The 22,972-nt window shown below is 68.9% G+C and carries 15 protein-coding genes; 4 read left to right on the top strand and 11 right to left on the bottom strand.

Annotated elements, in window-relative coordinates:
* Positions 1-85 precede the first annotated feature (85 nt).
* Entirely contained in the window at positions 86-1,093 is a 1,008-nt protein-coding gene (locus ACGFI6_RS26005) for a LacI family DNA-binding transcriptional regulator (RefSeq protein WP_393122821.1), read from the bottom strand.
* 10 nt (positions 1,094-1,103) lie between these two features.
* Positions 1,104-2,501 (bottom strand): glycoside hydrolase family 28 protein, encoded by a 1,398-nt coding sequence (locus ACGFI6_RS26000; RefSeq protein WP_393122819.1) that lies wholly within the window; start codon positions 2,499-2,501, stop codon positions 1,104-1,106.
* A 156-nt stretch (positions 2,502-2,657) separates the two neighbouring features.
* Between ACGFI6_RS26000 and ACGFI6_RS25995 the strand changes: the two genes are divergently transcribed.
* From ACGFI6_RS25995 to ACGFI6_RS25985, 3 genes are read left to right on the top strand one after another with little or no spacing between them, the layout of a single operon-like run.
* On the top strand, positions 2,658-4,124 hold the full coding sequence (locus ACGFI6_RS25995) for a glycoside hydrolase family 28 protein (RefSeq protein WP_393122817.1): 1,467 nt from the start codon (positions 2,658-2,660) through the stop codon (positions 4,122-4,124).
* 11 nt (positions 4,125-4,135) lie between these two features.
* The gene (locus ACGFI6_RS25990; protein ID WP_393122815.1) at positions 4,136-5,566 is read left to right on the top strand and encodes a glycoside hydrolase family 28 protein; all 1,431 of its coding nucleotides are present in this window, start codon (positions 4,136-4,138) and stop codon (positions 5,564-5,566) included.
* Positions 5,563-6,837, top strand: coding sequence for a glycoside hydrolase family 28 protein (locus tag ACGFI6_RS25985; protein WP_393122813.1), 1,275 nt, complete (start codon positions 5,563-5,565; stop codon positions 6,835-6,837). Before ACGFI6_RS25990 ends, ACGFI6_RS25985 begins: the two co-directional genes overlap by 4 nt.
* A 20-nt stretch (positions 6,838-6,857) precedes the next feature.
* On the opposite strand, the gene ACGFI6_RS25980 is transcribed toward ACGFI6_RS25985, so the two are convergent.
* Positions 6,858-8,102 (bottom strand): hypothetical protein, encoded by a 1,245-nt coding sequence (locus ACGFI6_RS25980; protein ID WP_393122811.1) that lies wholly within the window; start codon positions 8,100-8,102, stop codon positions 6,858-6,860.
* 6 nt (positions 8,103-8,108) lie between these two features.
* Complete coding sequence (locus ACGFI6_RS25975) at positions 8,109-10,553, bottom strand: pectinesterase family protein (RefSeq protein WP_393122810.1); 2,445 nt, start codon at positions 10,551-10,553, stop codon at positions 8,109-8,111.
* Positions 10,554-10,733: 180 nt separating this feature from the next.
* Here ACGFI6_RS25975 and ACGFI6_RS25970 point away from each other — a divergent pair, with 180 nt between their 5' ends.
* Positions 10,734-11,792 (top strand): LacI family DNA-binding transcriptional regulator, encoded by a 1,059-nt coding sequence (locus tag ACGFI6_RS25970; protein ID WP_393122808.1) that lies wholly within the window; start codon positions 10,734-10,736, stop codon positions 11,790-11,792.
* 79 nt (positions 11,793-11,871) lie between these two features.
* On the opposite strand, the gene ACGFI6_RS25965 is transcribed toward ACGFI6_RS25970, so the two are convergent.
* From ACGFI6_RS25965 to ACGFI6_RS25935, 7 genes are read right to left on the bottom strand one after another with little or no spacing between them, the layout of a single operon-like run.
* Entirely contained in the window at positions 11,872-14,595 is a 2,724-nt protein-coding gene (locus tag ACGFI6_RS25965; protein WP_393122806.1) for a family 78 glycoside hydrolase catalytic domain, read from the bottom strand.
* Positions 14,585-15,751: a glycoside hydrolase family 28 protein gene (locus tag ACGFI6_RS25960; RefSeq protein ID WP_393122804.1), complete on the bottom strand. Its 1,167-nt coding sequence runs from the start codon at positions 15,749-15,751 to the stop codon at positions 14,585-14,587. Before ACGFI6_RS25960 ends, ACGFI6_RS25965 begins: the two co-directional genes overlap by 11 nt.
* Entirely contained in the window at positions 15,744-17,810 is a 2,067-nt protein-coding gene (locus tag ACGFI6_RS25955) for a hypothetical protein (protein WP_393122802.1), read from the bottom strand. The genes ACGFI6_RS25960 and ACGFI6_RS25955 overlap by 8 nt, the downstream gene beginning before the upstream one ends.
* The gene (locus ACGFI6_RS25950; protein WP_393122800.1) at positions 17,810-18,964 is read right to left on the bottom strand and encodes a DUF5605 domain-containing protein; all 1,155 of its coding nucleotides are present in this window, start codon (positions 18,962-18,964) and stop codon (positions 17,810-17,812) included. The genes ACGFI6_RS25955 and ACGFI6_RS25950 overlap by 1 nt, the downstream gene beginning before the upstream one ends.
* Positions 18,961-20,367 carry a DUF5060 domain-containing protein gene (locus ACGFI6_RS25945; RefSeq protein ID WP_393122798.1) on the bottom strand — a complete coding sequence of 469 codons (1,407 nt, stop codon included), beginning with the start codon at positions 20,365-20,367 and terminating at the stop codon, positions 18,961-18,963. The genes ACGFI6_RS25950 and ACGFI6_RS25945 overlap by 4 nt, the downstream gene beginning before the upstream one ends.
* Positions 20,364-21,431, bottom strand: coding sequence for an exo-alpha-sialidase (locus ACGFI6_RS25940; protein ID WP_393122796.1), 1,068 nt, complete (start codon positions 21,429-21,431; stop codon positions 20,364-20,366). Before ACGFI6_RS25940 ends, ACGFI6_RS25945 begins: the two co-directional genes overlap by 4 nt.
* Before the next feature lie 7 nt (positions 21,432-21,438).
* Entirely contained in the window at positions 21,439-22,965 is a 1,527-nt protein-coding gene (locus ACGFI6_RS25935) for an ABC transporter substrate-binding protein (RefSeq protein WP_393122794.1), read from the bottom strand.
* Positions 22,966-22,972 lie beyond the last annotated feature (7 nt).

The following is a 22,972-nucleotide window of genomic DNA, read 5'->3' as shown; positions in this document are numbered from 1 at the left end:
GACGCCGACCGGCCCGTGCAATCGTTTGCATGCGGGGATTTCGCAGACCGGCACCCCGAACGGCCGGGAAGCAGGAGCGCAGGTGTCAGCCGGCGTGGATCCGCGACTTGCGGCGGGCGGGGCCGGTGCTGGAGCGGGTGATGAGCTCGGGCGCGAGCAGGTCCGGGGCCGGCCACGGCGCGCCGGCGAGGCGCTTGGTCAGCTGGTCCCAGGCGAGCTCGCCGAGCTTGGCCCGCTCGTTGCGCAGGGAGGTCAGCGGCGGCCGCGAGTACGCCGCGATCGGGATGTCGTCGTACGACGCGACGGACAGCTCGGACGGGACCTCGACGTCGTTGTCGTACATCCAGCTGAGCAGCCCGATCCCGACCAGGTCGTTGAACGTGATCACCGCAGTCGCCCGGCTGTGCAGCACGGTCGGCCCGGCGTCGTACCCGTGGTTCCCCGACCAGCCGCCGTCGATCTCGTCCAGCGTCACGTCCAGCGCGCGCGCCGTACGCCGCAAGGTCCGGCGCCGCTCGCCGTCGGACCAGGACGTGGCCGGGCCACCGACGTACAGCACGCGCCGATGGCCGAGACCCGTGAGGTGCTCGAGCAGGAGTCGCGAGGCTGCGCGGTAGTCGATCGCGACGACGCCCGCGTTCTTCACGTTCCGGTTGATGCAGACCACCGGAACCGGCTGCGCGAGCGCCTTCTCCAGACCGGCGCGTGTGAGGCGCGAGCTACACAGCACCAGCGCACCCGAGTAGTCGACCAACTCGTCGACCAGGCGCAGCTCCTCCGCCGGGTCCTCGCTGCTCTCACCGATCAGCAACCGGTAGCCGCCGGCGCGTGCCGCGCCGTTCAGGCCCTTCAGCACCTCGGAGAAGAACGGGTTCGTCAGGTCGGGCACCGTGACGCCGACGGTCAGCGGGCGGCCGAGCTTGAACTCCTGGGCCCGCTTGTCCGCGCGATACCCGAGCTGGCCGGCCACGGCACGCACGTGCGCGACCACCTCGGGCGAGATCAGGTCGGACCCGTTCAGCGCCCGCGACACCGTCGAGACCGACGTGCCGGCCTCGCGCGCCACGTCGATCAGCCGAATCCGTTCCGCCACTCTGAATCCCCTAAGAAGTACCGATCCGGACGTTCCGGACCGTCACGTCGTCGGCGTACTGTACGACAGCCTCCGCCGCCACCTCGTCGAACCGGCTGTTGGTGATCGCCACCGACCGGATGTGCTGTGTCTCCGCCCCCACGATCCGGTACGCACGCTCGGCCCGGGCCACCCGGACATCGTCGAACCGGATGCCGCGCACGTCCGGGAACAGCGACTGGTCGCCACCTCCCTGGTAGCTGAAAGTGATCTCCAAAGGACGATACATCCAGGCCCGCGAATCCACGTCCCGGACATCGACATTGTGCACATAGCCGCCGCGGGTCGACGTGGACTTCACACACAGCAGCCATTGCAGGTACGCCTCGTCGGCCGCCGGGTCGGCCGGCGCGTGCAGCCGGCGGACGAACACGTCCTCGATGCCGCCGCTCATCTCGCTACCGACAGCGACCGCGGCGCCACCGCTGAGGAACGTACAGTCCTCGACGATGATGCCGCGGGACGGCAGCCCGAGCCGGCGGCCGTCGGCGTCCCGGCCGGACTTGATCGCGATGCAGTCGTCGTGGGTCGCGAACGTGCAGCCCCGGATCAGGACGTCCGTACAGGACTCCGGGTCGCAGCCGTCACCGTTCGGCCCGAGGTTGTTCACCGTCACGCCCTGGATGGTCACGTTGCGGCACTCGAGCGGGTGGATGGTCCACATCGGCGAGTCCTTCACCGTGACGCCCTCGATCAGGACATTGGTGCACCGGAACGGCTGGATGAAGCTCGGGCGCAGGTAGTGCCCCGCGCCGAACACCCGCTGATCGACCGGGACCTGCTCGTTGTTCATCCGTTCGAGCTCGGCCCAGTCCTCGCGCTGGTTGGGCAGGCCGGTGTGCCAGCCGTACTGGCCGCTGCCGATCAGGTACCACCAGTGCTCGTTGTCGCCGGCGCCGTCGAGGACCCCCTTGCCGGTGATGCCGATGTCGGTCTGCCCCTCGGCACGGATCAGCGACGAGTAGTTGTAGACCTCGACGCTCTGCCAACGCGTCCGGACGACCGGCAGGTACGCGGCCGGATCCGTACTGAACCGCAGCGTCGCACCCTCCTCCAGGTGCAGGTCGACGTGGCTCAGCAGATTGATCGCACCGGTCTGCCAGACACCGGGCGGGACGACGACGTGCCCGCCGCCGGCCTCGTGGCAGGCAGTGACGGCGGCCGCGATCGCCGCGGTGCAGTCGGTCGCGCCGCCGGGCGCCGCGCCGTACCGGGTGATCGGGAACCAGGCATCGCGGAACTTCGGCGGCCGGATTCTGGACCTGACCAGTCCTTCGGTGCTCAGGTCGGCGGCCGCGGGCAGGCCGATGCCTGCAGCAACGACTCCGCCCAGACTTGCGCCGAGCAGTTGACGACGGGTGGGACGCATGGGCGAGGCCCCTTCCAGGGACGAGTGAGGTAAAGCTTTGCCCGCAAGTATCCAAGAGATTTCGAGCCGGTCAAGAGTTCCCCACCACCAGGCGTTGACACACCAACGCTCTCCGGGCACGATCATTGCAATCGTTTGCACGCTAGGAGGACGCGGATGCCCGCCCCCGTTCGTCGCCGTACTGTTCTGTCCGCTGGTGGAGCCCTGTTCGCCGGTGGAGCTCTCGCCATACTCGGCGGCGGTACCGCCCCGGCCGCCGCCGGCCCTGTCCTGCCGGACCCGGGCGCCCCGTCCGGCACGACCCCCTCGTCCGGCCCGGGCGGTCCCGCTGCGGACGCGCAGGTGGCCGCGATCCTGCGCCGGATCCGGCCGCCGCGGTTCCCCGATCGCTGGTTCGACGTGACCCGCTTCGGCGCGGTCGGCGACGACGCCACCGACTGCACGACGGCGATCCGGGCCGCGATCGAGGCCTGCCACCGCGCAGGCGGCGGGCACGTCCTGGTTCCGGCCGGTGACTACCGCACCGGTGCTGTCCACCTGCTGAGCCGCGTCGACCTGCACCTGGCGAAGGGCGCGCGGCTCGCGTTCAGCCAGGACCCGGCGGCGTACCTGCCGGTCGTGCCGACGCGCTACGAGGGGACGGAGTGCTACAACTACTCCGCCTTCGTGTACGCGTACGGCCAGCGCGACGTCGCGATCACCGGGCAGGGCGTGCTTGACGGGCGCGCCGACGCCACGCACTGGTGGGACTGGACCGGCGGCCCACCGCCGAACGAGGGCCCGGACAAGACCGTACTGATCCAGATGGCCGCGGACGGCGTCCCGGTCGAGCAGCGGGTCTTCGGCGCCGGCCACTACCTCCGCCCGAACCTGCTGCAGCTGAACCGCTGCGAGAACGTCCTGCTCGACGGCATCACCGTCAAGGACTCGCCGATGTGGAACATCCACCCGGTGCTCTGCCGCAACGTCACGATCCGCGGCGTCACGGTCGACAGCCCGGACGGCCCGAACAACGACGGCATCGACGCGGAGTCCTGCACCGACGTGCTGATCGAGAACTGCACGATCTCCACCGGTGACGACTGCATCGCGTTCAAGTCCGGCAAGGACGCCGACGGCCGCCGGGTGAACGTGCCGTCGCGGTACGCCGTGGTCCGGAACTGCGAGATGGCCGACGGGAACGGCGGCGTCACGGCCGGCAGTGAGACCAGCGGCGGCGTGATGGACATCTTCGTCCGGGACTGCACGATGAGCAGCCCGCATCTCGAACGCGCGATCCGGATCAAGAGCAACCCGGACCGCGGCGGGACGATCCGCAACATCGACGTCCGCCGGGTCGAGGTCGGCCAGGCCGCGGACTCGGTGGTCGAGATCGTGCTCAACTACGCGAACGTGATCACCGGCGACTACCCGCCGGACGTGCACGGCATCACGATCAGCCAGCTCACTGTGGCGTCCGCGCCACGCGCCCTGAACCTGCTCGGCCTCACCGACGACCCGCTGCGCGACATCCACCTGCACCAGTGCCGCTTCGACGCGATCACCGACGAGAACGTGGTCGAGAACGTCGAGGGACTGCGCCTGAACCAGGTCTGGATCAACGGCGCCCGCGTCGACAACTGAAGGAGCATCACATGGATGACCTGAGCCGCAAGAACTTCCTCCGCCTCGGTGCAGCGACTGCCGCAGCGGGTGCAGCCGGAGGCTTGACCGCCGGCAACGCGGCGGCCGCAACCCAGGCACCGGCCGGCTCGGCTGTTCACGATCCTGGGCCGGGGTGGGGGAAGGTGGGCGACATTCTTGCTCACACCCGTCCGCCGCGCTTCCAGCCGCGCGACTTCTCCATCACCACGTTCGGGGCGATCCCCGACGGCACCACGCTCGCGACCGAGGCGATCACCAAGGCGATCGACGCGTGCCACCGCTCCGGTGGTGGTCGCGTCGTCGTACCGGCGGGAACGTTCCTCACCGGCGCGATCCACCTCAAGTCGAACGTCAACCTGTACGTCTCCACCGGCGCCACGCTGCTGTTCAGCACCGACCCGGCCAACTACCTCCCGGTCGTCCTGACCCGTTTCGAGGGCCAGGAGTGCATGAACTACTCCCCGCTCATCTACGCGCGTGACTGCGAGAACATCGCCGTCACCGGCGGCGGCACGCTCGACGGCGGCGCGACCTGGGACGACTGGTGGTCCTGGGTCACCCCGTCCGGCCCTGACGCGCAGGCGCTGACGCAGATGACCGAGGACGGCGTGCCGGTCGAGCAGCGGGTGTTCGGCGACGGGCACCACCTGCGCGCCGCGTTCATCGAGACCCAGTCCTGCAAGAACGTACTGATCGAGGGTGTGACGATCCTCCGCTCGCCGTTCTGGGAGATCCACCCCGTACTGTCCCGCTACGTCACCATCCGCGGCGTCCACATCGACAGCCGCGGCCCGAACAACGACGGCATCGACCCGGAGAGCTCGCAGTACGTCCACATCCAGGACTGCACGCTCGACTGCGGCGACGACTGCATCGCGATCAAGTCCGGCAAGGGCGCCGACGGCCTGCGGATCAACGTGCCGTCGGAGAACATCCTGATCGAGGACTGCACGCTGAACATCCGGTACGGCGCGATCACGATCGGCAGCGAGATGACCGGCGGCGTCCGGAACGTGTTCGTCCGGAACTGCACGATCGGCAGCCCGAACCTGTACTTCGGCCTGTACATCAAGACCAACTCGGTGCGCGGCGGCTTCGCCGAGAACCTCTACCTGCGCGACCTGGAGATCTCGAACCTGACCAAGGAAGTCGTCTCCTGCAACTTCTACCGCAGCGAGGGCGACGTCGGCCCGCTGACGCCGTACGTCCGCAACGTCGAGCTGCGGAACGTGAACGTCGGCCACGCCCGGAACGCGTTCTCGATCTTCGGTTACCCGCGCTCGCCGATCCAGGACTTCCGGCTGATCGACTGCACGTACACGAGCATCGATGCCGCGAGCTCGATCCAGGACACCCAGCTGACGTTCCGCAACTTCACCGTCAACGGGCAGCCCATCACGGATCCGGCGCAGCTGCTGTGATCGCCGGCTGGGCGGACGCCGACCGGATCCGGGCCGGCGTCCGGCCGCCGGCGTTTCCCGCCGTCGACTTCCCGATCACGTCGTACGGCGCGGTCGAGGCGAATGCCGGGCCCGGAATCGCGGCCGCCATCGAGGCCTGCCACGAGTCCGGCGGCGGGCGCGTCGTCGTACCGCCCGGCGTCTGGCACACCACCGGGATCCGGCTGCTCTCGTACGTCGAACTGCACGTCAGCGCAGGCGCCACGTTGCGCTTCAGCACCGACCCGGCCGACTACCTCCCGCTGGTGGAGACGCGGTACGAGGGTCTCGAGGTGCTCAACCACGCGCCGATGATCTACGCCAACGGCTGCACGGACATCGCGATCACCGGCACCGGCACGCTCGACGGGCAGGGCTCGTGGGACAGCTGGTGGCAGTGGTTCCACGAGTGCGACGACGAGTTCAAGCAGCTCCGGGAGCAGAGCTGGTACGGGGTGCCGCTCGCGGATCGGGTCGGCGGCCGCCGGCTGCGATCCAGCTTCGTACAGCCCTACGACTGCACGAACGTACTGATCGAAGGCGTCACCGTCGTCCGCTCGCCGTTCTGGCAGATCCATCCGGTGCTGTGCACGAACGTGACGATCCGCGATCTGGTGATCGACTCGCAGGGCCCCAACAACGACGGCATCGACCTCGAGTCCTGCCGTTCGGTCGTCGTCCAGCGGTGCGTGATCGCGGCCGGCGACGACTGCCTCGCGCTCAAGTCCGGGCGCGAGGCCGACGGGCTGCAGGTCGGAGTACCGACCGAGGACGTGCTGATCGAGGACTGCGAGCTGCGGGTCAAGTACGGCGCGATCACGCTCGGCTCGGACCTCACCGGCGGCATCCGGAACGTCTACGTCCGCGACTGCCGGATCGACGGACCGTACTTCGCGCTGTATATCAAGACGAACGCGGTCCGCGGCGGGTTCGTGGAGAACGTCTACCTGCGCGACGTCACGGTCACCAACGTCACCAAGGAAGTTGTCCAGTGCAACTTCTTCCGTGGCGAAGGTGAGGCCGGCCCGCTCACACCGTACGTCCGCAACGTCGAGCTGCGCGGGCTCCAGGTGGAGCACGCCCGCAACGCCCTGCTGCTCCGCGGCTACCGCCACTCACCCATCGAGGACTTCCGCGTCGTCGACAGCACCTTCACCGTCGACGCCCCCAGCACCGTCCACCACGCCGGCCTGACCCTCACCAACGTCACCATCAACAACCAGCCGGTCCGGGACGTCCATCAGATCAGGTGATGGACGTCCCTGGTGACCAGTTACGGCAGGTGGGCGCAGTGGACGTCGAGGTCCCAGAGGATGACCGACAGGGCGTACGGGCTGATGGCGTGCAGTTGGTGGGTGGCGTCCTCGAGGAGCTCCCAGTGGCCGTTCGACTCGTTGCTGACGGCATCGGTGCCGATCACCGCGATCCGCTGCCGGACGGCGGCCTCGTAGGAGCGGTGGCCGACGCCGTTGAAGCAGCAGTCGTCGAACCGGTTCAGGATCTGGATCTGCCGGCGGTTCCGCCCGACGGACGCCAGCGCGTAGAAGTCCGGGAAGTCCGCCAGCCCGTAGAAACCGGGCTGCATGTCCAGCCGCTGCTCCCAGTCGCCGCGGGTCGGACTCGGCTTCGGTGATCCGGGCCGGACGAAGAACGGCAGCGAGCCGGCAGTCGGGTACGAGCGGGTGATGCGCGTGTCCAGCGCCGGGTACACCGTGGTCGCCCAGCCACCGCCGGAGAGCCCGATCATCTGCACGGACGACGGGTGGTACGTCGCCTGCACGTAGTTCGTCGCGACGGCCAGCGGCGTCAGGAACAGGGCGAGCGGCGAGTAGTTGTCCGAGGCCCATTGCGGCAGGTCGTTGTGCGACGGCTGCAGCTGCTTGGTCGGATCGGCCGGGTCCTGCAGGGTCTTCGGGTTCCAGTGGTAGAACGGCATCGCGAACAGCAGCACGGTGTACCCGTGGTCGAGCAGCGCCTGCGTGACCGGCTGCATCGTCTCCGGCCCCTCACCGTGGCCGTTGTGGTAGTACGCGATCCGCCGGTGCGTGCTCTGCTCCGGTACGAGCAGGAAGACCGTGGAGACGTACCCGAACTCCATCGCCACATCGAGCTTGTCGTAGCGCCGTACGCCGGTGAACTCCGGCAGCGCGTCCGGTGCGGCGATGTCCCGCTGGACCGTCGGCAGCCCCTTCGGCAGGACGCCGGTGTCCTTCCACACCTGTGCAACAAGCTGTGGACGGAGCGCGTCCGCGTCGGCGGCGGTGTGGATCTTCATCAGATCCTCGACGTCCACGCCGACGACAACCTCCGGCAGCGTCCGGTACGTCGCCGCGTGGGCCGCCGCGATCTCAGCGTTCACCGGCGCAACGGGCCGGGGCACCGGATGCGGCTGCACACCACCGGCCGGTACCTGCCCAGGTACCTCGGTGGCGGACGCGTTCAGCGGCCAGCCGGTTGCGCTGCCGGCAGTCACGGCGAGAGCACCTCCGAGAATGGCCCGACGGTTGACGTTCTTCATTGTGGTTCACCTTTCGAGGCGGGGAACGACCGGGTGCCAGCCGCCGAAGACGAAGGCCGGGTCGCGCAGCTGCGCGGCCTCCTCGTCGCCGAGCTGCCGGGAGCACGCCAGTCGCGCGGTGGTGTCGAGCGGGCGGCCGGCCAAGTCGGTGCTGTGGTACTCCCAGAACCGGATCTGGCCGGCGGCCGCGCAGTCGTTGGGGCTGGTGATCTGCCAGCCGGTCTTCTTCACGTGGCTGTCCATCGCCGAGTCGATGAAGACGACCTGACTCGTCGGGAACCGGGCGAGCTCGGCGCGGGCGAGGAACACACTGTCGTCGGCGAGCCCGGGTGCCCGGGTCAGCCGGACCCGGACGAAGATGTTGCCGGGACCGTTGTCGATGTTGCGGACCTGGTTGTAGTAGCCCTCGTGCAGCGCCTTCAGCTCCGAGTCCTGCATGAACACGCCACCGGTCCCCCAGACGAAGTCCACATCACCTTCGATGTAGCTGTTCGTCACGAACGCCTTGCCCTGCAGCCGCAGGCTGTCCTGGTACCCGAGGATCCGGACTCGGGCGAGCACCATCCGCTCGCCGTTCCCGAAGAACGCCTCGGCCTGGGACCCGCGGTACGGCGTCAGGTTCTGCACGGTCAGATCCGTCATCGTGAAGTCGTCCGCGAACGCACCCATCGCGGCGCGCCAGCAGTTGAAGCGGTCGGACTGCGGGATCACGCGCCGCTGGCAGTACGACTGCTCCTGCGGGACGCTCCCCATCGCGGAGTCGCCGTTCAGCAGGTTGTTGTTCGGGTAGCCGATGACGGTCTTGCCGGCGCCTGCGCCGCTGATCGTCAGCCCTGGCTTGGTCGGCGGCACCCAGACCAGCTCACGGTAGAGCCCGGGCCCTACGTCGATGGTCGACTTGTGCCCGTCGCCGACGAAGTCGATCGCCGCCTGCACGGTGCAGAAGTCCGCGCCACCACGCCCGTCCACGGTCAGCTGCCCATCGGAGCCCGGATCGCGCTGCGTCCGGAAACGCCAGTTGCTGATCCCGGGGTTGCCGACCACGAAGCCGGCGTCGACGGTCACGTAGTACACCTGCCCGGGAGCCAGTCGCTGATGCGGATAGACGGTGACGGTCCGCCCGTTCACGACGACCGCCTGGTACGCCCAAATGTGCAGCTGATCGAAGTCGGTCCGGGCGCCGCCGACCGTGCGCTGGTACGACGCGAGGTCCGCAAGGCTGATCGTGTCCACGACGTCGCCGTTCGCGCGGTGGATCTGCAGCTTCCCGGTGACGCCGAGGCGGACCGGTCCGCGGAAGGTCATCGTGAGCGGCGTGTCCGAGCAGGTCGCGTCCGCGGGACCGGCGGGCGCGAGTCTCGGCTCGGCGGTGTCGCCGGCGCGGGAGGCCCGCCAGCCGGTGAGGTGTTCGAGGACCGCGGTCAGCTTGGCGGCCGCGACCTGATGACCCTGCACGTTCGGGTGGGTGGTGCCGTTGAAGTCGTCCGGCCCGAGCCAGCCCGTCGTGTCGACGTACACGATCCGGCGATCCTTGGCGGCGGCGACCGCGGCCTTGATGTCGGCCGCGTGGGTGCCGTTGAAGGGGCGCAGGGCAACGATCAGTGCGTGCGGGTCCGCCGTCCGGATCTGGCGCAGATAGGCCAGGTACGCCGGGGTGAACTCGGCGCTGCCGTACGCCGCGTCGTTCGTACCGAAGTTGACGACGACCGCGCCCGGGTCGAAGCCCGTCGCGGGGAAGCCGGCCAGGTTCCAGCCGAAGGACTCCGCGGCCGTGCCGACGTTGCCGTGTCCCGGCTGCAGGATGCCCTGCTTGCCGAAGCCGACCTGGTTGGTGTCGGCGCCGAACGCGTCTCCGATCAGATGCGGGTACGCCTTGGTGCCGTCCGCGCAGTCCGTGCCGAGCTCGGGGCAGAGCGCCATCACGCCCTGCGTGATCGAGTCGCCGTAGAACTCGATCCGCCGGTCGGCCGTGGTCTGCAACGGGATCAGCTTCGCGTCCGGGGCGAGCTCGATCTTGTTCAGGACGACACCGGTCTGCAGCGGGACGTTCCAGCGGTTCTCGTACTCGTCGACGTCCTTGACCAGGATCTCCGCGGTGTGCGCGACGCTCGGGTCGAGGTCGTCGGCGAACACCTTGTGATCCGCGTCGACCTTCTGCAGCGTCGGTGCCTGACCGTCGATCGAGACGTACAGCTGGGCCGGGACCGTGATCGACGACGTGTCGAACAACGCGCCGAGGTGCGAGCCGGTGAACCGGAGGCGGACCGACGAGCCCGAGTTCACCGTGATCGCGACGTCGTCGTCGCGGCCCCAGTGGCCGTCGAGCTCGATCCGCGGATCGAACGGCCCGTACGTCGCCGGGTTCGCGGCCGCGGCCGGGCCCGCCGACACGGTCAGCAGGCCGGCGCCGGCGAGCACGACCAGACAGAGACTCAGGAGACGATTTCGCACGGTGGTTCTCCTCGCGCAGACCGCCGCACAGAAGCCCGGGGCGGTGGGCAGGTAATCCTTTTCCTGGTTAACATCGCAGCGCGGTCCCGCTGCGTCAAGAGGTTGTCGCGAGAAATCGGGAAAAGGTTTACATCGCCCGCGGAGCAGCGATCTGCGCCGCCGTCATGGTCCAATGGGCGCGTGCGAACGCCTTCTGCGGACCATGCTGCCAGAGCCGCCAGAGCCGCCCGAACTGCCCAGGCCGCTGGGACCGGCACGGCTGCCCGCGCCACGATCCACGACGTGGCACGGCTGGCCGAGGTGTCGACGGCGACCGTCTCGCGGGTGCTGAGCGGCGGCAAGCCGGTCTCGCCGGAGGTCGCCGACCGGGTGCGTGCCGCCGCACAGGACGTCGGCTACCGGCCGAACCCGGCGGCGCAGACGCTGCTGCGCGGGAGCAGCCGTACGGTCGGCGTCGTCGTACCGGATCTCGGCAATCCGTACTTCGCGGAGATCCTCAAGGGTGTTGCCGGTGAGGCAGCGGCCGACGAGCACCACACGCTCGTGGCGGGGACCGAGGAGGATCCGGAGCAGGAGTACCGATCTGCTCTCGAGCTCGCGCGGTGGGTCGACGGGTTGTTGTTGTGTGCACCTCGGATGAGTACGCCGCGGCTGCGGGAGGTTGCCGAGGCGGCGCGCCGGCTGGTGCTGATCAACCGGGTCCTGCGGCATCCTGCGGTTGGCTCGGTCGTTGTCGACTATCACCTTGGCGTGCGGGCGCTGTGCGAGCATCTTGCGTCGCTCGGGCACAAGCGGATCGCTTACCTGCAAGGGCCTCCGGCCGCGTGGTCCGATCAGCAACGTCAGCGGGGGTTTCGTTCTCCTGAGGCGTCCGGTCTGACCGTGATCCGGGTGCCGTGCGGGTCGACGCTCGCGGACGGGCGGGAGGCGGTGGACGAGGCATTGACCTACCGCCCGACCGCGATGATCTGCTTCAACGACCACGTCGCGGTCGGCGTCCTCAGTCGCCTGCGCGAGCTCGGCCTGTCGGTCCCTGGCGACCTGTCGGTGGCCGGCATCGACGATGCGCCGATGAGTGCGCACACCGACCCCGGCCTCACGACGTATGCAGTCTCCACGGTCGAGCTCGGCCGCCAAGCCTGGGCCCGCTTCTCCCCCGGCGCCAAACAGCCCACCACCCACGTCCAAGGCACCCTAACCCTCCGCGCCTCGACGAGCCGCCCCCACCGAACCCGCTGATCTCCCCGCGCGCTGGCGGGTTGTGTCACGGCTGGTGGGTTGCAGCAGGCCATCCGTGAAACAACCCGCCACCGGCGGCTCATGCGCGGGCTGTGAAGTGGTAGGTGCCGGGGTGGGCTCGGAGGATTGCTGTGGTTGGGGTGGGGGCAAGGACGGTCAGGCCGGCTGCTTCGGGTGGGGCTTGGCCGGCTTCTTGGACTGAGTTGGGGTCTGTGGTGGGGATGTGGATGGCGGCTGTGGTGCCGGGTGGGATCGTGACGTCCAGGGTGAAGTTGCCGTTGGCAAGGGTCCAGGACGTTGAGACGCGGCCGGTGGGGGTGTCGTACGAGGCCTTGGCCCAGGTGAGGCGGCCGCCGGGCTGGGGTTTGATCACCAGGTCGCGGAAGCCGATCGAGTCGGCCGACTGGCTGATGCCGGCGACATCGGCGTACAGCCACTCGCCGACCGAGCCGAGCGAGTAGTGGTTGAACGAGTTCATCGCCACCGGACCGAACCCGTTCTCCTCGGTCCAGCCGTCCCAGCGCTCCCAGATCGTCGTGGCGCCATGCTTGATCGAGTAGCCCCAGGACGGGTACCGGTCGTCGTGCAACAGCTCGTACGCGAGCTCGGCGTACCCGTACTTCGTCAGGATCGGGCACAACAACGCGACCCCCGCGAACCCGGTCGTCAGCGACCGGTCGCGGCGCTCGAGATCCGCAACGAGATGCTTCACCGCCACCTGTTCGGCCGACGACGGCAACAGACCGAACGCCAGCGGCAGGAGGTACCCGGTCTGGGTGTCGCCGCGCACCTTGCCCTCGGCATCGACGAACTCCGCCACGAACGCGTCCCGGATCCGCTCCCACAACTCTCCGTACGCCGCAGCCTCGTCGGCGAGGCCCAGCACCCGGGCCGCTGCAGCCGTGAACTCCACGCTCCGCGCGAAGTACGCCGTCGCGAGCACGTCCCGGTCCGTCACAACCCCGACCTGCAGCCAGTCGCCGTAGTGCCCGCTCGTCCGCTTCCGCCAGATCAGATCCGGGTTCGCGCGATGCACGTACTCGACCCAGCGCTGCATCACGGGCCACGCGGCCCGCAGCACCCGCTCGTCGCCGTAGATCCGGTACAGCGTCCACGGCACGATCGTCGCCGCGTCCGCCCACGCCGGCGTGCCGTGCCGGCCGGTGATCACGTGCGGGATGACGTCCGGGATCGCGCCCTCGGCGGTCTGCGCGACCGCGAGATCGGCGAACCAGTTCTCGAAGAACGTCAGTACGTCGGCCTGGTACGCCGCGGTCGGCAGGAAGATCTGCGCGTCCGCCGTCCATCCGAGCCGCTCGTCGCGCTGCGGGCAGTCCGTCGGGACGCTCACGAAGTTGCCACGCTGACCCCAGCGGATGTTGCTGAGCAGCTGGTTCACGCCCGCATCCGAGCACTCGAACCGGCCCGCGACCGGGGTGTCCGAATGCAGGGCCCGCCCGACGACATCGTCACGCGTCAGCTCACCCGGGTACCCGTCGATCTCGACGTACCGGAAGCCGTGCACGGTGAAGATCGGCTCGAAGAACTCCTCGTCCGCACCAGCACTGACGAAGTAGTCGGTCGCGTCGGCGGTCCGCAGGTTCGCGGTGTAGAGCGAACCGTCCGCCTCCAGCATCTCGCCGTGCCGCAACCGGATCCGGTCACCGGCCTCCGCACCACGGACCCGCAACCGCACCCGGCCGGCAAAGTTCTGCCCGAGATCGACGACGAAGCGTCCCGGTTCGAGCGCCGTGACCGCGATTGCAGGCAGCTCGGACGTCACCCGTACCGGCTCGGTCGTCGCGGCGATCACCGTCGACACGTCACCGCCGAGATCGCCCGCGGCCGCCCACCCGCTCGCGTCGTACCCAGGACTCGACCAGTCGCCCAGCTCGTTGCGGGCGTCGTACGACTCCCCCATCAGCAGGTCCGCGAACCGGATCGGCCCGACGTGCTCGACCCACCGCCCGTCGGTCGCGACCACGGTGCGCGAGCCGTCCGGGTGGTCGACCACGAGCTGCGCCAGGAGCTGCGGCTTCTTGCCGTAGTGGTGCGCGTGGCTGCGGGTGTCCCACCCGACGTACCCGGACCACCAGCCCTCGCCGAGGACGGCGCCGATCACGTTCTCGCCTTCGCGCAGCAGGTCGGTCACGTCGTACGTCTGGTACGCAACCCGCTCGCGATAGTCGGTCCAGCCCGGCGTCAGCTCGTCGTTCCCGATCCGCTGCCCGTTGGCGCTGAACTGGTACAGCCCGTGGGCCGTGACATAGACCCGCGCCCGGTGCACCGGTTGCGTCAGCTCGAACGTACGTCGATAGTGCCGCGGCGGTGCGATCGTTGCCTGCCGCACCGTTCGCGGCTCCTTGCGATCCACCGGCGGCTCGAAGTACGGGTCGGTGTCGTAGTCGTGCTCGATCCAGTGCGCCTCCCATTCGTCGGAGTGGAAGAGCCCGGTCGCGAACGTTGCGTCCGCTGTCGACACCGCACCGGCGACGTCCCGCACCGACAGCTGCCACACGTAGTCGGTCTGCGACGTCAGCGGCGCGCCATCGTGGTCGACGTACGTCTCCTGCCCAACCAGCCACCCGCTGTCCCACACCTGTACGCCGTCCCGCAGCACCTGCACGCGGAACGCGTCCTGCCGATCACCACGGGTCGGCGATGCCAGCCGCCAGCTCAGCCGCGGCCGCGCTGTACCGATGCCGAGCGGTTCGGAACGATGCTCGCAGCGCAGGTCGTACGCCGTCAGCCCGCTCAGCTCTGCGGCCGCCGGCGCTTCAGACAGCACCCAGTCAGTGGTCACCAGGAACACTCCGTCTCGGGTCGATAGAACTCGTGGCCGTCCGGTCGGAGGTCAGCGTGAAGCCCTCGACCGGCGCCTGGGGGGTGTCGACGATCTCGACGGTCCGCGGTGCGGAGTAGACCGTCAGGTTGGAGATCCGGATGTCGCGGACGACGGGCGCATACCCGCCGAACTGTTCCGGCTCCGCATGCCGGGTCGTGATCAGTACGGCGGACGTCGTCACCGCGTCCACCGTGATGTCCGAGGCCGTCACCCGTTCGATCACACCGCCACGCTCCGAATTCGTCTTGATTCTGATCGCGTGGTCGATGCTGCCAACCCCGTTTCCGGTGATGTGCAGGTCCCGGGCGCGGACGTCGCTGACCCCTCCGGAGGCCTCGCTGCCGATGGTCAGCGCGCCGTGCCCGGAGGTGAACCGGCAGGACTCGATCAGGATGTTCCGCGACGGCCGCGCCACCCGGCGCCCGTCGGCATCCCGGCCGGACTTGATCGCGATGCAGTCGTCGCCGGTCGTGAACGAGCAGCCAGTGATCGTCACGTCCTCGCAGGAGTCCGGGTTGCAGCCGTCGTTGTTCGGGCCGAGCGAGTCGACGGTGACACCGCGCACCAGAACGTCGCGGCAGAACACCGGATGCACCACCCACATCGGCGCGTTGACGATCCGGACGTCCTCGATCCGGACCCGCCGGCACTCGTACGGCTGCACGAAGCTCGGGCGGAACCCGTGCCCGGGTTCGAACACCCGTTGCTCCACCGGTACGTCTTCGTCGACCATCCGCAGCAGGCGCTCCCAGTCGGTCCGCGGACGCGTGCTGCTCCACCAGTTCGTGGTACTCGCACCGCCGTCGAGCGTTCCTGTGCCGGTGATCGCGACGTCCGTCTCGTCGTACGCGTAGATCAACGGTGAGTGGCTGAAGCACTCGATCCCCTGCCAACGAGTACGAACGATCGGGAACGCCGCCGGGTCCGTACGGAACCGGAGCGTCGCGCCGGCGGACACGTGCAGCTCGACGTTGCTGCGCAACCGGATCGGCCCGGTCAGGAACTCCCCCGCCGGTACCACGACCCGTCCGCCCGCATCGATCGCCTTGGCGATCGCCGCGGAGCAGTCCACGCCGGGCTCGGCGCCGTACTCCGTGATCAGCCGGTCAGCCATGCGCCCGGATCCGGAGCGCGTTGGCCAGTGGGACAGCGATCACCCAACTGGGGTTCCACGTGTTCGTGTGCCCACGCCGCTGCCAGTGCGTCTGGAAGACCGCCTCGCCCTGCTCGCCGGGCAGCGGGAAGTTCCAGTCGTCCGGGTTGGCCGCAACGCCCTGCGTCATCGCGTACAGCGTGGTCCAGGCGGCGGCGACGTACTCCGGGCGGTCGGCCGCGAGGCCGAAGGCCAGCAGCTCGTACGTCGGGAAGAACACGTCGAGGTGGTGGTTCTGGACGCTGACCGACGGCCAGCCGATCGTGTTGAACCCCGAGGTGTGCAGCGGCGCGTCCGCGTCCTGCTCCGGCGACCACACGTACACCCAGGTGAGCAGCCAGTCCGCCGCCACCTCGCACCAGTCCGCGTAGCGCGGGTCTTTGGTACGGCGATAGAGCTCGTAGGCCGCCATGAAGTAGTACATGCCGGCCTCCTTGTCCTCGCAGGCCGCATCCAGCGTGGAGCGCGCGAACGGGCGGTCGAACGTCCGGGCGTGCTGGTCGTAGTACCGGGAGAGCCAGGTGGTTGCTTCTGACAACAGCTCCGGGTCGTCGAGGATCTCGGACGCCTTCAAGGCCGCGAGCACACACGGGATCCCTGCTGCGGACACGGTGGTCGCTGCCGGGGCGCCGTCGAGCCGCCAACCGATCGGGAACGTACCGTCCGGCAGCTGCGCGCCCCGGAGGAACGCCATGGCTTCCTCGAGCGCGGCCGGCCAGGACGGCGGCACAGGCTCTCCCTGGTCGCGGAAGAGCATGATGATGTCGGCCAGATCGCTGATCGTCTCGCCGTACGCACGGCTGGAGACCATCGGCTTGCTGCCGGTCCGGAAGCTGGTCCACCGCCGGCTCGGGACCTGATAGGCGTTGTGCCGCAGACCAGGCGTCGGCGTCGGGCTGCCGGAGAGATAGAACTCGACGGCCGCCCGGCAGCGGTCGATGCGCAACCGGTCGCGCGCGCCGAACCCGAGCTGCGCGTCGCACCACGCGAGCTTGAGCGCCTGCCCGGTCCAGCCGTACATGAAGTGCGTCGGCTTCCGTGGTCCGTTGCCGGGGATGTCGCTGAACTTGGTGTACCCGGCAACGGTCCTGGCCTGGTACCACCTGTTGTCCAGGGCAACCGTCTTCAGCGTGATCATCTCGTCGACCGTCAGGGCCTGAGCACCGGCCGAGTTGAACAGCGCGCGGCCCGTACGGACGAGCTCACGGAACGCATGGCCGCGCGTCTCCTGCGGTCCCCACTCCAGGACCAGACGCTGCGTGTACACCTCCCCGGGCAGCAGCGTGAGGTACCCGTCGTCGGTCGCCTCGGTCTCGGCCTTGCTGACGTACCGGACGTCCTGCTTGCCGTCGAACATCAGTACGCCGCTGAGCGCCGCGATCACCGGGCCGTCCTGCCGGAGCACGCCGAGCGAGCCGTACCGGACCTGGCTGTCGGCCGCGCGCCGGGCCTGCGGGCGGGACAGCACTGACAGCCAGCGGCGGTCGCGCCCGGTGCGCCATTCCAGGTTGATACCGGGGATGGGGAGCCGGTCCTCCTCGGCGACGAAGCCGCCGCCGGGCGTGTGACCGACGCGCGGCACGGCGCGGGCCGGGTCCGCGGACGGGTTGTCGTTGTAGATCAGGCCCGGAACGGTCAGCTGGCTGTCGTGCACGCGGCCGAGGTCGAGCAGCAGCCCGACCGCGAGGTCCGCGAGCCGGCGCTGGCCGGTGTTGCGCCAGCGGACCTCGAGATTCAGCCGGTCCGCATCGTCGAACGCCAGCCGCAGCTCGACGGCAAGCGGCCCGGTCCGGCACCCGGCGCGATGCTCCCCGGCTCGCCGCGAGATCCACCAGCCGTCGGGCTGCGGCGGGTCCACCTGCCACGGGCGGCCGGCCGAGTACGTGAGCAGGTTCCCGACCGGGCGCTCCAGGTACACCGGGCCGTCCACCAGGCCGAACTGCAGGACAACGCCGTCCGGCGTACGACGCAGCTCGGCCTGACGGGGACCCGACGTGAGCGCGGAGCTGTTCACAGGCATCAGGACGTCCGGCGGATCTGGATCGCCTGGTACTGCGTGCCGGGCAACCGGACGATCAGCGCGTCCGAGGTGACTGTTTCCTTCGTACTGCGGACCGAGTGGTTCCACACGTCCAGTACGTCGACGTCGTACTCGCCCGCGGGCAGGGTGAACGTACGGTCCGGGAACTGGTGCTCGCCGAGGTACTGCAGGTAGTACGACCCCGGCACCGCTAGCGTCGGCGCATCGCGGTAGTCGTCGATCGGTTCGGCGCCGTCGGGCAACTCGTCCAGCACCTCCCGCAGCAGCCGCAACCGCTGCGCGACAACACCGGTCGGCCTGGGGCCGCCATCCGACCAGGGTGCATCGCCGTACGACTCGCCGTGGGTCACGTACGCGCCGCGTACCGTCCCCTCCCAGATGCGGGTGAGCAGCTCCTCGGGACGCAGGCTGGTGTCCGGAGTGATCCCGTCGCCTTCATGACCGCAGGCGTCGACGAAGACCGGCTTCGCGTAGTCCCGGCGCAGCGGCGAGACCGTCCGGAGGTTCTCGAGCCGGACGCTCAGGTGCGTGAGCCACGGCGGCCCAGGATCGGTTGCCTCGTGCATCGAGATCAGGTGCCGGCTCGAGTCGAGCTCCGCGATCAGCTCCGCCAACTGCCGTGAGTTGCCGGCCGCCTCAAGGCACCACGTCACATTCCGGTACGCCCCCAGCCGATTGACCAGATCCCGCACGACCTCCTCGTCCGCAGGCAGCACGACATCGGCGATCACGTCAGCCGCCAGGAGATCGCGGACCTGCTCCTCGAGCGCCGCGGAGACTCGCAGCCGTACGCGATTGAACGGTGAAGCGGCCAGCGCCGGACGCGCTGCAGCCCACTGCTCGGGCTGCCCGAACCACTCGGTCGTCAACGGGTGGTACGGCGTCCCGTCGGCCCACCGCACGGTCGTGCCGACCCTACGGACAGCTCCTCGCGAGGTCGCCGGAGTGCACTCCACCGCACCGCCGTCGTACGTCCAGGAGCCCTCCAGCTCAGGGCTGAAGCGCACCAACCAGCCGTCTCCCTGCTGGAAGGGCTCCGCGTAGGCGCTCGCACCGGACGCGTGCTGGAAGACCACGCCGGTCGGTCCGGGTAGCGGTAGTTCGAGCACGTCCCAGCGTGCAACTGACGTCATCGGGTCCCTCTCAGGGCGAGGTACGGGGTGGCGGGCAGTGGGATGCGGCTGGAGCCGGAGTACTCGGCCAGGGGGGTGATCGTCATTGCGCGCGTGTCGATCAGGTCGAAATGGAACGGCGTGCCGTCCGGCAGGTCGAGCTCGACGGCGGCCGGCTGCCGGTCACCGAGGTAGTGCAGGACGCAGCGGTCGCCGTCGACGTCACCGTCGGACTGCCGCGGCAGACCCGCGAACACCCCGCGCAGGAAGTCGATCCGCTCCGGGCTCTCGCCGTACAGCCGGCCGCCGACCGAGATCCACGCGCGGGTCTCGCGGTCGACGAACGACTCGCCGTGCCCGACGTACCCGCCGAGCGCCATGCCCTGCCAGAACCGGTGCACCATCTCGTCCGCGGTCAGGTTGCCCCAGCGGCGACCGGCGTTGCCTTCGTAGCCGATCTCGTCGATCACCACCGGCTTCGGGCAGTCCCGCCAGGTGGCGGTCTCGGCGCCGTCCCAGTGCTGCACGCTCTGGTGCGTGATCCACGGCTTGGAGAAGTCGTACGGCGTGAAGACCTCGTACATCTTCGTGCCGTTGTGGATCGACCGCAGCCGCTGGTACGGGTCGTAGCGCTGCACCAGCTGCAGCAGCCGGTCCCAGTCGCCGATCGTCTTGTCGTGGTTGAAGTCGTACTCGTTCGACAGCGACCACCAGACGTTCCGGTACGCCGCCAGCCGCGCGACGACGTACCGCAGGAACGCGGCGTCCTGCGCGGGAGTCATCCGGCCGAAGCCCCAGACGCCCTTGTCGTAGGGATGGAACAGGATCAGGTCGGCCTGGATGCCGAGCGCCAGCAGATCGGCCACCCGGCCCTCGAAGTGCCGGAAGAACTCCGGGTCGTAGCGCTCGACGTCCACCTCACCGGGCGTCGAACCCACGAACGGCGTCCGCTCCGGCCGCATCCCGTCGGTCGGCAGCACGCACATCCGCACCTTGTCGAAGGGGGCCTCGCGCAACGATGCGAGCGTGAGCTCCTGGAGGTCCTTCGACTCGTACGTCCAGTGATAACAGGTCGTACCGATGCAGTCGTAGCGCGTGCCGTCGGTGTAGGAGAAGTGGTGCCTGCCGAGCACCTCGACCGGACCGTGGTTCCCGGCCGCCGGCGGCGTACACGTGAAGCTGCCGCGGTGCCCGTCGAGTTCGGCGGCGGAGCTCGACGTGATGTACGACCACTCCCCCTCGCGGTCCGGCGAGAAGCGCGCGCGGTACGTGCCGTCGCCGTCGTAGAAACCGTCGACGGTCACCATCCGGTTCCGGAACTGGTAGGTGACCTGGAACTCCACGTCCGCGAACGGGTTGCCCCCGGTCAGCTCCGCGGGTCCGGACAGGGTGAGCTCGTGCAGGCCCCACTTCTCAACACTCATGGCAATCGATCTCCTGCCTGGATCCACTCGGGTGCCAGGGTCACGTGCTTGATGGTCTTCCGCAGGAACGAATACGCGACGTGCAGCCGCCCGTCGCGGGTCTGCAGCAGCGTCGGGTACGAGTACCCGAGCTCGTTGCTGTGGTACTCCTCGTCCTGCACCTGCAGGTTCCGCCAGTACGGCCAGGTGGCGCCGTCGTCCTCGGACAGCGCGAGCGTCAACGGGGTCCGCAGCGTCTTGCGCCGCAGCCCGCCCTTGCCGTCGTCGACCCAGCGGAACTGGTCGCGCTCCGCGGACGAGTCGTTGAACACCATGACGAGCCGCCCGTCGTCCAGCCGCAGGACCTGCACAGCCGAGTTGTTGTTCGGCAGCGAGGTCCGCTCCGGCGAGGTCCAGGTCCGGCCGTTGTCTTTCGACACCGACCGGTGGATGCGGTCGGCGGCGCGGCTGCGGAAGTACCCGAGGAGTTCGCCGGGCGACAGCTCGACGACGGTCATCTGCACCTGACCGATCGCGTCCGGAACCTCGACGGTCGACCAGGTCGCGCCGCGGTCGGTGCTCAGCTTCAGCACTGTCCGCTCCGCGCTCTTGTCGCAGTCGTACGCCGGTAGCAACCAATCACCGTTGCTCAGGACCACAACCGGGTTGCGGATGAACGACCCGAGGTGGTCGAACAACACGTCGGCCTCGCCCCACGACTGCCCGTTGTCGACCGACCGCCGGCGGATCACCCGCGAGGTCGACTGATCGTGTGGTTCGTTGGACGTGTGCAGCAACCACACCTGGCCGTCGGGCGTGACGAACAGGAGCGGGTTCTGTTCCGAGCGTTCCGGGTCCGACGACAGCTGCACCGGCTCCAGCCAGGTGTCCGCGCCCGCGGGGAGGCGGGACAGGACGATGTTGGTGTCCGGTTCGCCCTCCCCCGGGCCGTTGAACCAGGCGCAGAGCAGGTCGCCGTTCGCCGCCTCGACGAGCGTGGCGGCGTGGCTGTCGCCGGGATGGATGGTCGGCAGGAGGGCCGCACCCTCACGGATGCGGCCGTCGAACCTGGGATCTGTCGTCACCGTGCCATCACCACGTGAGCCCGCGGGCGACCTGCGCCTTGATGTAGTCCGGAATGTCGGTCTGCTCGGTGACCTGCAGCGACGAGTCGACGTCCATGCCGTCGGTGAGCACATGCTGGCGGAACACCTTGTACAGCGGGATGTCCCAGTACTCGGTGTTCTGGTAGTTCTTGATCACCGCGTTCTCGCCCCAGTACACGGCCGAGGTGTCGATCTTGGCCAGCTCCGGGATCGCCGTACCGAAGGCGTTCACGACGGCGTCGGTCTTCAGCACACCCTTCATGCCGTACGACGAGATCCGGGTCTGCATCTCCTCCGACACCAGGTACTTGACCACGTCGAGCGCCTGGTCCTGGTGCTTGGACTGTGGCGGGATGAACGCGGCCCGGGTGTCCGGCTGGTAGATCGCGTTCGAGCCGCGGGACAGCACCGGCATCGACGTGACCCCGATGTCCACGCTCTTGGCCCACTCCGCGAACTCCGCGGCGTCGTCCTCCTCGACGTAGTACGGGCTGAGGGCGTACGCGTTCAGCTTCGACAGGCTGTTCACGGCCATCGCCAGGTGGCCCGGGAAGCTCATGTCGCCCTTGAAGAAGTCGTCCACGGTGGTGAAGTTGTTCCGCGGGATCATCAGGAACCGGTACAGGTTGTTCGCGACGGACTTCCACTCCGCGCTCGTCAGGCTGACCTTGACGTCTTCCGGCGCCGGCTGCTCGCTCGAACCCGGGACGAACGGGTACAGGCCGAGCTGGTTCATCGCCAGGTAGTTGTCGGGGTGCTGCATGTACCCCTTGTAGTGGTCCAGGCCGTCCTGCCGGGTCAGCTTCTGCGCGATCCGGTAGATGTCGTCGTACGTCGACCCGGTGGTCGGGTACTTCACCCTGAACTTGTCGAAAATCTTCTTGTTGTAGAACAGCAGGCTCTCGTCGATCCACAGCGGGACGCCGTACAGGCCGCCGTCGGAGCGGGACTTGATCTGCTCCACCGAGCCGACGTTCAGCGTGCTCAGGTCGATGCCGGCCGTCTGCACGGCGGCCGTGATGTCCTGGGTCCAGCCGAGCGGCTCGAGGTCCCGGTCGATCCGCAGCCGCGGGTCCTCCAGGATCAGGTCCGGCACCCGGGTGGTCTTGGCGATGTCCTCGTAGCGGATCGGGTAGTCCCAGGTCGCGTACTTCACCTTGATGTCCGGGAACTTCGCCCGGATCGCATCGCCGAACACGGCGTCGAAGTACCGGTGCGCCTCCCGGCCGTCGTCGTTGCCGCCGAGCTCGAAGGGCTTGAAGTTCGCGGCGAAGACGAACAGTTCGTCGTCCGCGACCGAGAACGGCACGTTGTACTTGTTCGGGATGTCGACAACGCCGTCGGCTGACCCGGATGACGCAGCTTGCGCGCCGGCCCGGGGCACCGCGCTGGTGGAACTCGTACCGGCTGCCGCCGCCGGGGCCGCCTGCAATGCGCCGCCGAACGCGGCCAGGCCGCCGATCAGTGCGCCGTTGCGTAACAGGCCACGACGGGACATGTTCGATTCAGACATGACTTAG

It is taken from the genome of Kribbella sp. NPDC048928 (assembly GCF_043197975.1).
In the GTDB taxonomy this organism is placed as follows: Bacteria; Actinomycetota; Actinomycetes; order Propionibacteriales; family Kribbellaceae; genus Kribbella.
Note: the sequence above shows the minus strand (reverse complement) of the source record. Positions and strands in the feature narration are given on the sequence as shown.

Bases quoted from the DNA above. Each gene is read 5' to 3' on its own strand.
- ACGFI6_RS26000 (WP_393122819.1), bottom strand. From the start codon at position 2,501: ATGCGTCCCACCCGTCGTCAACTGCTCGGCGCAAGTCTGGGCGGAGTC.
- ACGFI6_RS25995 (WP_393122817.1), top strand. From the start codon at position 2,658: ATGCCCGCCCCCGTTCGTCGCCGTACTGTTCTGTCCGCTGGTGGAGCC.
- ACGFI6_RS25990 (WP_393122815.1), top strand. From the start codon at position 4,136: ATGGATGACCTGAGCCGCAAGAACTTCCTCCGCCTCGGTGCAGCGACT.
- ACGFI6_RS25980 (WP_393122811.1), bottom strand. From the start codon at position 8,102: ATGAAGAACGTCAACCGTCGGGCCATTCTCGGAGGTGCTCTCGCCGTG.
- ACGFI6_RS25960 (WP_393122804.1), bottom strand. From the start codon at position 15,751: ATGGCTGACCGGCTGATCACGGAGTACGGCGCCGAGCCCGGCGTGGAC.
- ACGFI6_RS25955 (WP_393122802.1), bottom strand. From the start codon at position 17,810: ATGCCTGTGAACAGCTCCGCGCTCACGTCGGGTCCCCGTCAGGCCGAG.
- ACGFI6_RS25950 (WP_393122800.1), bottom strand. From the start codon at position 18,964: ATGACGTCAGTTGCACGCTGGGACGTGCTCGAACTACCGCTACCCGGA.
- ACGFI6_RS25945 (WP_393122798.1), bottom strand. From the start codon at position 20,367: ATGAGTGTTGAGAAGTGGGGCCTGCACGAGCTCACCCTGTCCGGACCC.
- ACGFI6_RS25935 (WP_393122794.1), bottom strand. From the start codon at position 22,965: ATGTCTGAATCGAACATGTCCCGTCGTGGCCTGTTACGCAACGGCGCA.